The organism is Chryseobacterium sp. JM1 (genome assembly GCF_000737715.1).
Classification (GTDB): domain Bacteria; phylum Bacteroidota; class Bacteroidia; order Flavobacteriales; family Weeksellaceae; genus Chryseobacterium.
Map to the genome: position 1 here is coordinate 336618 of NZ_JPRN01000005.1, position 13966 is coordinate 350583.

Sequence of the window (13966 nt, forward strand, 5' to 3'; positions counted from 1 at the left end):
TTCTTAGTCTGAAATCCAGTGTCTAAAATTTTTATCAGATTTACCATTTAAATCTATATTTGTATCACTTAAAAACGGTATTGTATGGATATAAACTACATGAATATTTTAATTAATGAGCACTACACAAATTTTGAGCAGTTAAAAAAGCTCATTATATCAATGAATATAACCTCGGGAATGGATAAAAATTTCTGTGCTCATCTTGCAGAAAAAATGCTTCAGCAATTAGAAAAAGGAGCAGATATGCAGAAAATACAGAACATCATTGAATCAGAATTATGTGTAGGATATGGGCTTTATCGGAATGAATTTAACTCAGAAAAAATAACAAATGAAATTATGTACTGGTGGGAAAGTAATTAATCTATATCTACTTAATTATCATTTCTGCCTCAAAGCTTTTCTTTAGAAATTCTTTTGACTTTTTACTTTCAGTTTTGAAGCCAAGCATCGTTAAACCATAGGCAAATAAAAGCATAAGTATGGGCATAAAAACAACCGTGGATATTTTTTTTTCTGCAAAGCATACACCAACTAAGAAAAACAGAGTAAACCCACACCAAACGATTAAAAAAACTAACACCAACACATGCAATTTCATGGTTATCTCAATTTGAGTTCTATCGTTATTTTTTTGAATAGTACCAATGATTTGAGGAAGAAAAGAATTTCTGTAATTGATAATTCTACTTATTTCAAAACGGTTATTATTAACAAATCCTTCATATTCTTTAGTTGATGTTCTTCCCAAACTAAATTTTTTTGGTTCAACAAAATCTGAAAGCCTTTTTATTACTTCCTGCTCTGATAAATTTGTTTTGTAAATAATACGTTCAAAAGGTAAATATTTCATTTGTGTAGACTTTGCATTTAAATCATTTCAGCCATCATTTCCCCTATTTTTGGAGCTAAAGCCACTCCCATTCCTGAGAGTCGTACTGCACAGAACTGTCTGTTAGAAAGTTGCTTTACAATCGGAGTTTTTTCGGAACCCATGGCCATAATGCCTGACCAGCGGAGAGAGATCTTAACGTCTTGATTCGGTAGGATAACTTCTTTTAAAAATTGTTCCAAATGGTTCTGTAAAAATTCTGTGGTTTCAAAACTGGTGGTTTCTTCTGTTTTAAAATCCTGATTACGGCCACCGCCCAGCAGAATTCTGTTTCCAAGATCTCTGAAATAGTAGAATCCTTCATCATAGTGAAAAGTTCCTCTGAGTTTTAAATCTTCAATCGGTTCCGTTAAAATGATCTGTCCGCGCGCAGGAATGATTTCTTCTTTTTCAAGGAATTTTGAACTGAAAGCATTCGTACAGTAAATCATCTTATCAGCCTTTACAGAAAGCGTTTCCGAAAGGTGAATATCTAATTCTTCAACATTTTCATCAATATTTTTCACTTCTGTTCCGAAAAGAAACTCAACTTTCAGCTCATAACATTTCTCCAGAAGTTGTTGCAAAAGTTTCCCGGAATGCAAACTTCCTTCGCACGGGTTTTCTACAAGAAATTCCGATTTTCCGAGACCGAATTCTTTGAGCTTCTCCTGATTCAGAGCGTAGGTTTTATCGAGATCGGTTATTGCTTTCAGTTTTTCATTAACGACATCAAGCTGCTGTAAAGGCTCGTCATTATTCAAAATTTCATAACCTCCGTTCAGCTCAAAATCGATTTCACTGTTTTTAAAATATCTTCTGATTTTCTGAAGACCTTCAAACCTCATCTTAACAAGTTCCAGTGTTTTCTCCCAGCCCATTGTCTGAGAATCAGCGATAATTTCCGTAAGGCTTCCAAAGCAGGCAAATCCTGCATTGCGGGTTGAAGCTCCCAGTGGAACTGTATTTCGTTCAATAATTAAAACCGATTTTTCAGGATATTTTTCCTTGATGGACACAGCCGTCCACAGCCCGGAAAATCCGGAGCCAATAATAACAATGTCTCTTTTTCTGTAAAAGGTTTCAAGTTCCCAAACGCTGTTCATGAGTAATGAGTAATAAGTGATGAGTAATTTTTGATTCTAGGCAGAGATTAAGATATGTGAATGGTCAATTTTGCTGCGCAAGTGAATAGTGAATTTTAGATTATGAGAGCCAAGAAACGTCAGTTCGACGAAGTCAATCAAGATACAAGAACCAAGATACCAAACGTCAGATTTCCCCTTACCAACTCCAAGACTCTCCCACTCTAAAACCCTCCTACACTCAAACTCTTAAACCCTAATTACCCCTGTGCTCCGCCATTTTCCTCTTCCCCATTATGATGAAACCCAATCTCTCTTCTAGGTTCTTCTACTACTTTATAGGTTTCCAGTTCTTTTTTCAGGGCTTGAATTCTGAATCGGAATTCGTCGAAATTATTGATAATGGCATCTGCCAGGAATCTTGCTACCTGATCAAGATATTCTTCCGTAAGCTTTCCGCCGGCATCTCTTAAAGCTGCATTCAGAAGAGCCTGATCAATCTTCAGGTTTTCGTTTTTGGTTCTTTGGTATTGATTTTTAAGACGTTTTTTAAGACTCTGTGTAAAATCAACCAGCATGGTATTACTGAAAGCTTTCATTTTAGCTGAGATCTCGTGCCAGAAAGGAACTTTATCGGCTTTGTTCTTTTTAAGAATTTTATAGAGAAGAGAATCTTCTTCAAGTCCTCTGGTCATCGCATATAAAATGATTTCTGAACGTTCTGCCGCGTTGGGTGGAAATACCGGAATCATCACATCAAATCTTCCCGGAGCGAGAATTTCTTCATCGATTTCCGAAACGGAATTAGCGGAACCTACCATCAACAGTTCTTCTTTTTCAAATTTTCCGATATAATGCAGGATGAGTTCCTGGGTTTCAAGATTACAGGAAGCCAGATCTGTTTCTGCTTTTCGTTCCATCATAATTTCGTCGAAATCATCGAGGAAAAGCAGGACTTTTTCTTCCTTCATCATGGTGAGAAGGAAATCAGTGAAATTGGTTGCGTTCCCATCAATGAACGATGTTCCCAGATAATGCTTTTTAACTTCCTTGAACTTATAGCCTATAATTTCAGCAATTTTAGTCGCCCAGAAAATTTTCCCGCTTCCCGGAGGTCCGTAAAGGATTATTCCTGCCGGTTTGTGGATTCCCCAGTCTTTGATCTGCTGAGGATTCAGGAAAGGTTCCAAAACCGCCGATATATAAAAAAATAAATCTCTGTACCCGATAAAATCCCGGTGCATCAGGCTGGTTTTATGACCAAAATAATCGTAGACAAACTGATAATTGCCACCGAGTTTATTATCAATGCCGTAACTTGAGATAGACGAACGGAAAAAACCGTTGTCAAAAATATTGGGATTAGTTTCCTTGATGGCTTCTTCTACTTTTTCCTTCGGCTGGTTGATCACTTCAGCGATCTGTTCCAGGGTTTTATTTTTGTCCAGATCTTTTTCATAAAGCTTTAAAAAATCCAGATTTTCACGGGCAAACTTCTCGAAATCTTCCTTCACTTCAAAGTTGGTACTGATGCAGATTCCCAGCTCCAGATCAAAATCCTGGATAAACTGTTTGATGGCTTCTGCCGAAACATTAAGCTCCTTCGCTAATTCAATTAACTTCATAAACAAACGATTAATTCTATCAAATTTAATATTTTAATCTTGAACATCTATTGAAAATGTGGTAAAATTGATGAGCCTGGATTCGGGTTTAAGCGTTTGAGCGTTTTAGTGTAAATTGGGTTTGGAGAATGTTGTTAGTTGTTAGTTGCTAGTTACAAGTTCATAGTTATTGAGTTAATAATCTGCGGTCTGAAATCTGAAATCTTGGTTCTTGTATCTTGATTCCTGGCTCTCATAACCTAAAATTCACCCTTCACTTGCGAAGCAAAATTGACAATTCACATTTCTCAGCCTCAGCCTGAAATTTTGCTATTGAGCTGTAACTTTTTTCACCATTTCATTCACTGTTTCTTCTATGACCTTGGGTTGATCCTGATTGATATAATGACCGCTCGCAGGGACTATAATCTGTTTGCTGTCGGTGGATAAATTCAATAGATCTTTCTGCATTTTATCCCATGCACCAAGCATTTCGTTTTTCAATTTTTGCTCTTTAATGAAGGTATCATATCTTGTCTTATCTCCTGCCGTGATCACGTACAAAGGAATGGAGCCAAAAGAACTGATAGCCGCCGCTTCTTTTTTAATGGATTTCATATGATCCTGTTCTTCCAAGGTAGCATCGGCACTTTTGTAAAGCAGCGCAGGCATCAATGAATTTTGGTATTTATACTGTTCTCCCAGAGGAAACATATTTTTAAACATCAGTCTCGCTGCTCCGAACGTATTCGCGAACTTCAAAAATCCTCCGGGAAGGCCCTGATTCACCATTTTATGCATTTCCGGGGAAAGAAATTTTTCATCAGCAGGATATTGACTGTCTACCAATATCACGCCTGCCACATCCTGAGGGTATTTTTTAACGAAAAACCTCGTCAGCATTCCACCAAAAGAATGTCCAACCAAAATATAAGGTTTCGGTGCCCCGGATTTTTCAAGTAATGTATGAAGTTCTTCTGCTATTTTCTCACCTGTTTTAGGATTGGTTCCCCGCTCGCTCCACAAAATTCCGGATCTGTCATAGGAAAAAGTAGTGTAAGTTTTTGGAAGATCTTTCTGAATATGATACCATTGCAAATGACCCGCAGGATCAAAAGCCGTTTCAAAAACGACTGTCGGACCGCCTGTTCCTTCTTTAAGGTAATGCATTTTATGATTTTCAACTTCTGCGAACTGTCCGTCCGGCTTAATTTTTTCCGCTCGTGCACGGCATATTTTTTCAAAAGCAAATCCTGTAATCAACAGTACAATAATGATTAAAAACAGCGCCATAAGAATACGCTTCGTCCATTTCATAATTTTCATAGTTATATTTTTTTGATGTGATGATTCTACAATAGGTCTCTGTTCCATAAAAATAGTTACATCCATAAAACAATGATCCTGTGAATCCTGTTACATCGAATCTGATGGCAACGAATAAAAATATTGACTAAAAAAATTCAAATATTGTAACATTCTGTTAATTACATAGACTACTACTATGTAAAACAAATTACATGGAAAAAATTTTGTCAGTAAAGAATTTGACTAAAAAATTCAAGAGAACAGTTGTCAATAATATCTCCTTTGATGTAGAAAAAGGCAACGTTTACGGCCTGCTTGGTCCTAATGGAAGCGGAAAATCTACCACATTCGGAATGCTGCTTTCCACCATCAATCCTACCAGCGGTGACTGGTACTGGTTTGGAAAGAAAGGAACAGAACCGGATACATTAAAAAAAATTGGTGCCATCATTGAACAGCCTAATTTTTATCCTTATCTGGATGCTGAAACAAACCTTAAGATCGTAGCTGAAATTAAAGAAACTCCTTACAGCAGAATTGCAGAAGTTCTAAAAACGGTAGGTCTTTTTGAAAGGAAAAATGATGCTTTCAAAACATACTCTCTGGGAATGAAACAACGTCTGGCCATTGCATCTGCCATGCTGAATAATCCTGAAGTAATGATTCTTGACGAGCCTACGAACGGTCTGGACCCAGAGGGAATTATTCAGATCCGCGAGATCATCAGTAATATCGCTAAACAGGGCATTACCATTATTATTGCCAGCCATCTTCTGGACGAAATTGAAAAAATATGCAGCCATGTGATCGTATTGAAAGAAGGAAATTCAATTTACTGCGGACGAGTGGATGAAATGACCGCGAATAACGGGTATTTTGAATTAAAGGCAGATAATAACACTTTGCTTTTAAGCGCATTGGAAGAACTTCAGTGGTTTAATGCTGTGAAAGCTGACGGCGAGATTATCAAAGCTCAGATCCGGGAAGATGCTTCCATATCTGCTTCGGCTTTAAATCAAAAGCTTGCTGAAAAGGGAATTTTTCTGTCTCATTTAACGAAGAAAAAACTGTCTCTAGAATCTCAATTCCTTGAACTTGTAAAAAACACGAATACCCATGCTTAAACTATTAAAACTAGAATATTACAAAAATCTGAACTACAGACCGTTCAAGGTTTTTTCTATCATGTATTTTGCCATTCTGATCGCTCTTCTTTTCATCGGACTGGTAGATCTGAATATTTTCGGAGGAACTATCAACTTAAAGGAACAGGGAATCTATAATTTTCCTGAGATCTGGAATTTTACAACATGGATCGTTGCTTTGCTAAAGATTTTCCTTGGACTGATCATTGTATTCTCCATTTCGCAGGAATTCACCAACAGGATGTTTAAACAAAACACGATTGATGGTCTGAGCAGAAAAGAATTTATAGGCTCAAAACTTCTAACGATCACGATTTTCACAACGGTTTCCACGCTGATTGTGTTTATTATCACCATGTTTTTGGGTCACCACTATTCTAAAGTAACTGAGTCTTCAAAGATCTATGCGGAGGTGTACTACATCGGAAATTATTTTATCAAGCTCTTTACATTCTTCTCTTTCCTGATGTTCCTTTCCGTATTGCTGAGAAAATCTATGTTTGTATTCCTGGGCTTCTTTGCCTATTGGATTGCAGAAAAGGTTCTAACAGGTATCGAAGCTTACCAGAGATTAACAGGAATGCAGGGTGAACAGAGAAAAGCAGTGCTTGAGAATGACTTTTTTGTCACCAGTCTCTTACCGCTGGAAAGTATGTCAAACCTGATCCCTAATCCATTAATGCGACTGGATATGGTAAAAATAATGGGAGTAAAGTACAGCGCTCATTATCCTACGGAAAGTATGATTGCCTGCGTTATCTGGTCTGTGATCTTTATTTTCGGTTCTTACTGGATTCTGAGAAAAAGGGATTGGTAGATGCTTAATATTTAATGATTGAAAAATTTAAAGATTGAATGATTTAATTGATTTAAAAATGAAGTGGTCCTTTGGATCACTTTTTTGTTTTGTCTACGGGTAGAGTGTTAAAAATCGGGTTTGATCATTTGAGTGTTCAATTTTTCGTTAATTTTATCAAAATGACAGGAATGAAAAAAATATATTATCTGCCGGGACTGATTAGTGCTGTACTTATTCCGCTGCTGTTTTGGTATTACGGAAATCAAAAATTTGAGGAAATCAATGTTTCCGTTATGGATATTGGACTTCCCGCGAAACTATCAAAAGATAAAAGCAACCTTAATTTCACTTTTGAACCTTTGAGAAACTGGGATTATAAAAAAATAAAAATCGAACCCGGTAAAGGAAAAGAAAATTCAAATTTTTATGTTTCAGAAGTGAAAAATCTTCAAAAAAGGAATAAAAAAGATACAGGGATTGAATTTATTTTAGATAAAAATAACACCTATGGAGATTTTGCATCTTTATTAAATGATATGGCAATCGCTCAGCAAGAGACCTATGCATATGATTTGGAAAAAACAGGACATTTCTTTGCCACTGTTAATTACATCGATCCAAATATCGAAGAATTTAAATATGAATGTTTTCTTTGTCATGATGTTATTTCTGTAAATGAAGTTTATAAACTCAATTTATTTGATAAAATTCAGCAGTTTTTAATCAACCTTCCTAAGGAGGCTTTCTACATCATGTTCTGGTTTTTATTCCTGGTAAATATCTCAATGCTTAGCATTAAAGAAAGATTTCAAATGAATTATTAAAAAGTATTGCTATCAACCAATTTTCAGACTTTCTTCAATTTAAACTCTTGAGTTTATTGCAGTAATTTTATAACAATGAAACCTTATAGGTTTTAAAAACCTATAAGGTTTGGTGCGTAAATAATGTACTGAAATCTGTGTCATCCGTGAAATCTGCGTGATATTTTCAACATCCATTTATTATTTTGGTTTTTTGTTGGGAAACCGCAAAGACGCAAGGCATGACTGAAAATGAGAATATTTTAAGTCGCTAGAAAATCAAAGATTTTCAGCAAGGTTTTACTTCAAAACGTTTAATCATGATTAAATAAATTCATTTCTATTGTGTGGTAGAAACAAAAAAGACCGCCTTTCAGCGGTCTCTCTTCATATTACTTTTTATCCAACAGAGATATATAATCTCCGTAGCCTTTTTTCTCCATTTCAGCTTTTGGGATGAACTTCAGCGAAGCACTGTTGATACAGTATCTAAGGCCTCCTTTATCGGTAGGACCATCTGTAAAAACGTGCCCAAGGTGAGCATCTCCCGTTTTACTTCTTACTTCCACTCTTACCATTCCGGCAGTTTTGTCCATTTTCTCATCGATCAGTTTTTTAGTGATCGGTTTTGAAAAACTTGGCCATCCGCACCCTGATTCAAACTTATCAGTTGAAATAAATAAAGGTTCGCCAGTGGTGATATCTACATAGATTCCTTCACGGGTTTCGTTCCAGTATTCATTTTGAAAAGGTCTTTCTGTGGCATTTTCCTGCGTTACGTTATATTGTTCTGCAGTCAGTTTTTCTTTTAAAACTTTTTTATCCTGCTTCTGGTATTTTGCTTTGGGAAGCGGGTTTGCATTTTTAGCCATTTCAAAAAGTCCCGGCTCGATATGACAGTAACCTCCCGGATTTTTATCGAGATAGTCCTGATGATAATCTTCCGCTTTGTAGAAGTTTTTCAATGCTACTGTTTCCACAACCACAGGCTGAGAATAGTTTTTAGCCAATTTCAGAACTTCATTTTTCACTAAAGTTTCATCTGGTTTATTGGTGAAATAAATACCGGTTCTGTACTGATTTCCTCTGTCATTACCCTGCTTATCCAGAGTTGTAGGATCGATTGTTTTAAAATAAAGATCGATCAGCAGTTTAAGATCAACCTGTTCAGGATCATATTTTACTTTTACCGTTTCCGCAAAACCTGTGGTATGGCTCACCACCTCTTCATATGTTGGATTCTGGGTATTCCCGTTGGCATAACCTACTTCAGTTCCCACCACTCCGCGAATCTGCTGAAAAAAGTGCTCTGTACCCCAAAAACATCCGCCTGCAAAATAGATTTCTCTGACATTTTTATTATCCATAATTTCCTGATTTTCTTTTTCTTTTCCGTTTGTTAGCTCTTTGGACTTAGAATTTTTAAAAAGCCCTGATCCTGCAGCAAAAACTGCGATACCCAGAATAATTCCGAGTACGATAAATATATTTTTCATTTTTTTCTTTTTATCCATTACTTTTTATTGTTTTGTACGATCATTAACCCGAATCCCAGCAACATCAGATCTTTCAGGATGAAAAAATCTGTGACAGGAACACCATCCACTATTTTCCAGATTCCGGGTGTTGTAAAAAGATAGCTCAGCGTTACCAGAAATGTCATGATCAGCCCGATTCCGGCATACCTTCTTAGAGATGCAAATTTCACACTAAATATCAGTAATAAGGCAATGATAATTTCTATCGCTCCGATAGCATTTGACACCATTTGAACGCTTGCTGTTTTATATACGAAGAAAGTAAGAAAATGGTTTTCCACCAGTGGTTTAATGGCAGCTGCCTCGGTAGGTGTAAATTTGAATATGCCAATCCAGAGCAAAATCAATGCTGCTCCGAAAAGTGAAATATAATATCCCGATTGGTACGTTCCGGATTCGACGTTCAGTTTTGATGTTCCGTTCATGTCTTTAAGATTTTGAATGATACTTTATTTGTTTTCAAAAGTATAGTCGGAGACATTTCAAAATCCTGACAGTATTTTTTCTAAAGATCTAAGTTTTTTAAAATTTTACTTTTAAAACCTTGAATATCAGAATCATTAATTTCAGTATTTTCTTTCTGAGAAAGTTTTCTTCTTAAAATATCATCCAGAATTTTCAGCTTCTGTTCATATGCACGGCACCATTTGCAGATCTTCAGGTGCATGGAAAGCTGCCAGTCTTCCTTCCGGGAGATGGCCTGTGCATTCCTTTTCTCCATCAGCATTGTGGCTTTGCTGCATGGGAGGAACAGAATATGAATAAATTTTCTCAACATTTTTATGATACGGTTATAAGTGGGTAAACCAGTTGCTATCAAGACATTCTCTCAGCTGCATTCTGCATCTTTGAAGGATCTTCCAAAGGTTAGTCGCAGATATCTTCAATTCCTGACTTACTTCCGGTGCTTTTTTCTCCTGAAGATAATACATTTTCAGTGGAATCTTCCATCTGGAGGGCAAATCCTCAATACATTCCTCAAGGGTTTTATTAAAATCTTTATTGTCTAAAAGTTCGGGTTCCTTCTCTGAGACATTCCAGTCATTCAAAACACCATCATTTTTCCAGGAACCGGTTTCATCAAAAAAATGATCCAGTTTGATCTCGGGATCTGATTTATACTTTTTCCGGTAAAAATCAGCAGCTTTTCTGTTTAAAATAGCTGTCAGCCAGGTCAGCGGCTGGCTTTTTCCTTCAAAAGAATCATAGGACGAAATTGCGGCTAAAAAAACATCCTGCACGATGTCTTCCGCTTCCACTTTATCTGAAAGCAGATAGGCTGCTCTTTTCAAAAGAGGCCCGGAATACTGCTCTACCCAGCTTTTCAGCACTTCATTTTTCGTCATTTTCTATTCTTTAATATCATAAAAACTAATTTTATCCATTGCGCAGACTATTATATTAAGGCTTTGAAATTATAAAATCGATCAGGTCTTTATTTAATATTAAAACGAATATAAAAAGTTAAAACAGAACATGCAAAATTTTTATTAACCAGACTTTGAGAGAGGTTTATAAAAAAGAATGAATTCGGAATGTTTTTTAATAGCTTCAAAAATGTTGAATAAACGCAAGGGCGCAAAAAATTTCCGATTTAATACTGCTTTAAGGCGCAAGGATTTTATCTCCTATAAAATTGAGCACACCGTCATTGCGAGGAGTGCAACGACGAAGCAATCTCTTCATTTCCCATTGCACCTTAAAAACAACATGCTAGTTAAATCCTTTCCGTTTATTCAATAACATTTTGGTTTTCCTAAGATTACTTATTGCTCCAAAGCCACCAAACCTTATAGGTTTATACAAAATAATTGAGCTTATTTTCTTGAGATTGCTTCGTCGCTTCGCTCCTCGCAATGACAAAAATGATCCTTGAAATTATTTGCAACCGTACGTTGATCAACAACAAATAAACTTTACTCGCTCTACCCCATTCAAAACATAGCATAAAATTATTTACAAATCGCTTAAAAACATTAAATTTGCATCTTATCAAAAATTTGATAGTTTTAAAAGCAAAGCAATACTATGACATCACAAGAGATACGTCAAAAATTTTTAGATTATTTTAAAAGTAAAGACCACCTTATCGTTCCTTCAGCACCTATCGTGTTGAAAGACGACCCTACCCTTATGTTTTCCAACTCAGGAATGACACAGTTCAAAGATTTTTTCTTAGGCTACAAAACGCCTACGGCCCCAAGAATTGCCGATACACAGAAATGTCTTAGAGTTTCCGGAAAGCATAATGATTTGGATGATGTGGGAAGAGACACATACCACCATACCATGTTTGAAATGTTAGGAAACTGGTCTTTTGGTGATTATTTCAAAAAAGATGCTATTGCTTTTGCCTGGGAATTACTGACTGAAGTATTCGGAGTTCCGAAAGAAAACTTATACGTAACTATTTTTGAAGGAGATGCTTCTGAGAATCTTGATAGAGACCAGGATGCTTACGATTTCTGGAAATCTCACATTTCGGAAGACAGAATTATCAACGGAAACAAAAAGGATAATTTCTGGGAAATGGGTGAAAGCGGACCTTGCGGACCTTGTTCAGAGATCCACATCGACCTTAGAACACCGGAAGAAAAAGCTAAAGTTTCAGGACTTGATCTTGTCAACAATGATCACCCACAGGTTGTGGAAGTATGGAACCTGGTTTTCATGGAATTCAACAGAAAGGCGGACAAATCTCTTGAAAAACTTCCTGCACAGCATGTGGATACAGGAATGGGCTTCGAGCGTCTTTGTATGGCACTTCAGGGCAAATCTTCCAATTATGATACTGATGTTTTCACACCGCTTATCGCTAAGGTGGAAGAACTTTCAGGTAAAATATATACAGGAATTTTAGAAGACGAAAAGGATATTGCGATCCGTGTTGTGGTAGACCACATCAGAGCGGTGGCATTTGCCATTGCTGATGGTCAGCTTCCTTCCAACGGAGGTGCAGGTTATGTGATCAGAAGAATTTTAAGAAGAGGAATTTCTTATTCTTACCGATTCTTGGATATGAAAGAACCTTTCCTTTTTGAATTGGTTGCTGTACTTAAAGATCAGATGGGACCTTTCTTTCCGGAATTGGAAAAGCAAGGAAAATTAGTTACTGAAGTGATCAAAAGTGAAGAAGATTCATTCCTGAAAACCATTGAAAACGGACTGATCAGAGTTGAGAAATTAATTGAGCAGACGATTGCAGACGGGTCAAAAGTATTACCTAGCGAAGAAGTTTTTGAATTATATGATACGTATGGTTTCCCGGATGATTTAACGAGAATCATTGCAGAGGAAAAAGGTCTTACCATTGATGAAGCAGGATTTAAAGTGGAAATGGAAAAGCAAAAGCTTCGTTCCAAGGCTGATTCTGCACAAAAAGTATACGACTGGGTAACTTTAGAAACAAAACCTGAAAACTTTGTAGGTTACGACCAGATTGAATCTGAAACCTATATTACTAGATACAGAAAAGTAGAAAATAAAGACGGAGAATTTTACCAGGTGGTATTGAGCAGCTCTCCTTTCTATCCTGAAGGCGGTGGCCAGATAGGAGACAAAGGGGTTCTTGAAAATGCGGTTGAAAGCTTCGAAGTCTTAGAAACGAAAAAGGAAAACGGACTGATCATTTCTCTGATCAACGGTCTTCCAAAAGATGCAGGCGCTGTTTTCTATGCTAAAGTAGATGCAACCGACAGAAAAAACTCTCAAGCGAACCACTCTGTGACTCACCTTTTGCATGAAGCATTAAGAGAGGTTTTAGGAACGCACGTAGAGCAGAAAGGTTCTTACGTAGGTCCTGATTATCTTCGTTTTGACTTCTCTCACTTCAATAAAATGACGGAGGGAGAACTGGCGCTGGTAGAAGAAAAAGTAAACCACAAGATCAAAGAGAGCATTGCTTTACAGGAATTCAGAAGTATTCCTATTCAGGAGGCTTTGGAAAAAGGAGCTATGGCTTTGTTTGGTGAAAAATATGGAGACAGTGTGAGAATGATCCAGTTTGGAAGCTCTAAGGAACTTTGTGGTGGAACTCACGTGAAAAACACCATTGAAATTGGTCATTTCAAAATTACTTCCGAAGGTTCCGCAGCAGCAGGGATCAGAAGAATTGAAGCGATTTCCGGAGATCAATCTGAGGAATATTTCAAAAACTTAGAAAAACAGATCCTTGACCTTTCTCAATTGCTGAAATCTAAAGATGTGGTAAGATCTATTGAAAAACTGATCGACGAAAATGCCTCTTTAAAATCTGAAGTGGAAGCCCTTAAAAAGGAAAAAGCGAAAGGAGAAATCGGTGAATGGAAAAATGCTTACGAACAGAAAGGTAACAAGCAGTTATTGGTGAAGAAAACTTCTCTGGACGCAGGTTCTGTAAAAGACATTGTATTCCAGCTGAAAAAAGAAACCCCAAATTCGGTAACGATCATTCTTTCTGATGCAGACGGGAAACCAATGATCACTGTTGGAGTTTCTGACGATCTGGCAGCAGAATATCAGGCAGGAACCATCGTAAAAGACCTGGCAAAAGAGATCCAGGGCGGCGGCGGCGGAAATCCGGGCTTTGCAACGGCAGGAGGTAAAAATCTTGACGGTTTGGAAAATGCTTACCAAAAAGCTTTGAATATTTAGGATTAATCATCCTTTTATCATAAAACATTAAAAACTCCTGAAAATATCAGGAGTTTTTTTTATTTATAACCATTCTAATTATTGATCTTATCTTAACAAACCATTACCCAAACTTAAACTATTTGTTGCGTCCCCTTAAAATATAATTCACAATAGACCATTAGTTTTGCTACAATCG

13 protein-coding genes are annotated in these 13966 nt (G+C 36.8%); 5 read left to right on the top strand and 8 right to left on the bottom strand.

The genetic code is table 11. The features are described 5' to 3' along the window. Nucleotides 1-84 precede the first annotated feature (84 nt). Nucleotides 85-366, top strand: a complete 282-nt coding sequence (locus IW22_RS11210) for a hypothetical protein (RefSeq protein ID WP_034726526.1) — start codon at nucleotides 85-87, stop codon at nucleotides 364-366. Nucleotides 367-373: 7 nt separating this feature from the next. Here the strand turns inward: IW22_RS11210 and IW22_RS11215 are convergent, their stop codons facing one another. From IW22_RS11215 to IW22_RS11230, 4 genes are all read right to left on the bottom strand, one after another. Then, nucleotides 374-856 carry a hypothetical protein gene (locus IW22_RS11215; RefSeq protein ID WP_034726529.1) on the bottom strand — a complete coding sequence of 161 codons (483 nt, stop codon included), beginning with the start codon at nucleotides 854-856 and terminating at the stop codon, nucleotides 374-376. Between the two features lie 17 nt (nucleotides 857-873). Further along, complete coding sequence (locus tag IW22_RS11220) at nucleotides 874-1980, bottom strand: NAD(P)/FAD-dependent oxidoreductase (protein WP_034726532.1); 1107 nt, start codon at nucleotides 1978-1980, stop codon at nucleotides 874-876. A gap of 239 nt (nucleotides 1981-2219) precedes the next feature. Beyond that, nucleotides 2220-3584 carry an AAA family ATPase gene (locus IW22_RS11225; protein ID WP_034726534.1) on the bottom strand — a complete coding sequence of 455 codons (1365 nt, stop codon included), beginning with the start codon at nucleotides 3582-3584 and terminating at the stop codon, nucleotides 2220-2222. Between the two features lie 309 nt (nucleotides 3585-3893). Then, the gene (locus tag IW22_RS11230; RefSeq protein WP_165571877.1) at nucleotides 3894-4889 is read right to left on the bottom strand and encodes an alpha/beta hydrolase; all 996 of its coding nucleotides are present in this window, start codon (nucleotides 4887-4889) and stop codon (nucleotides 3894-3896) included. A gap of 194 nt (nucleotides 4890-5083) precedes the next feature. Between IW22_RS11230 and IW22_RS11235 the strand changes: the two genes are divergently transcribed. The 3 genes from IW22_RS11235 to IW22_RS11245 all read left to right on the top strand — a co-directional run bounded on the left by IW22_RS11235 (nucleotide 5084) and on the right by IW22_RS11245 (nucleotide 7639). After that, the gene (locus IW22_RS11235; protein ID WP_034726539.1) at nucleotides 5084-5995 is read left to right on the top strand and encodes an ABC transporter ATP-binding protein; all 912 of its coding nucleotides are present in this window, start codon (nucleotides 5084-5086) and stop codon (nucleotides 5993-5995) included. Beyond that, nucleotides 5988-6833, top strand: coding sequence for an ABC transporter permease (locus IW22_RS11240; RefSeq protein ID WP_034726540.1), 846 nt, complete (start codon nucleotides 5988-5990; stop codon nucleotides 6831-6833). The genes IW22_RS11235 and IW22_RS11240 overlap by 8 nt, the downstream gene beginning before the upstream one ends. Before the next feature lie 170 nt (nucleotides 6834-7003). Then, nucleotides 7004-7639 (top strand): hypothetical protein, encoded by a 636-nt coding sequence (locus IW22_RS11245; protein ID WP_034726809.1) that lies wholly within the window; start codon nucleotides 7004-7006, stop codon nucleotides 7637-7639. A gap of 371 nt (nucleotides 7640-8010) precedes the next feature. Here the strand turns inward: IW22_RS11245 and msrB are convergent, their stop codons facing one another. From msrB to IW22_RS11265, 4 genes are all read right to left on the bottom strand, one after another. Further along, on the bottom strand, nucleotides 8011-9114 hold the full coding sequence (gene msrB, locus IW22_RS11250; protein WP_034726810.1) for a peptide-methionine (R)-S-oxide reductase MsrB: 1104 nt from the start codon (nucleotides 9112-9114) through the stop codon (nucleotides 8011-8013). A gap of 17 nt (nucleotides 9115-9131) precedes the next feature. Then, on the bottom strand, nucleotides 9132-9581 hold the full coding sequence (locus IW22_RS11255) for a DUF417 family protein (protein ID WP_034726541.1): 450 nt from the start codon (nucleotides 9579-9581) through the stop codon (nucleotides 9132-9134). Nucleotides 9582-9661: 80 nt separating this feature from the next. Then, the gene (locus tag IW22_RS11260) at nucleotides 9662-9934 is read right to left on the bottom strand and encodes a hypothetical protein (protein WP_034726543.1); all 273 of its coding nucleotides are present in this window, start codon (nucleotides 9932-9934) and stop codon (nucleotides 9662-9664) included. A 13-nt stretch (nucleotides 9935-9947) separates the two neighbouring features. Then, complete coding sequence (locus IW22_RS11265; RefSeq protein WP_034726546.1) at nucleotides 9948-10502, bottom strand: sigma-70 family RNA polymerase sigma factor; 555 nt, start codon at nucleotides 10500-10502, stop codon at nucleotides 9948-9950. Nucleotides 10503-11184: 682 nt separating this feature from the next. On the opposite strand from IW22_RS11265, the gene alaS reads away from it, so the two are divergent. Next, the gene (alaS, locus tag IW22_RS11270; protein ID WP_034726549.1) at nucleotides 11185-13788 is read left to right on the top strand and encodes an alanine--tRNA ligase; all 2604 of its coding nucleotides are present in this window, start codon (nucleotides 11185-11187) and stop codon (nucleotides 13786-13788) included. The last annotated feature ends 178 nt before the right edge of the window (nucleotides 13789-13966 follow it).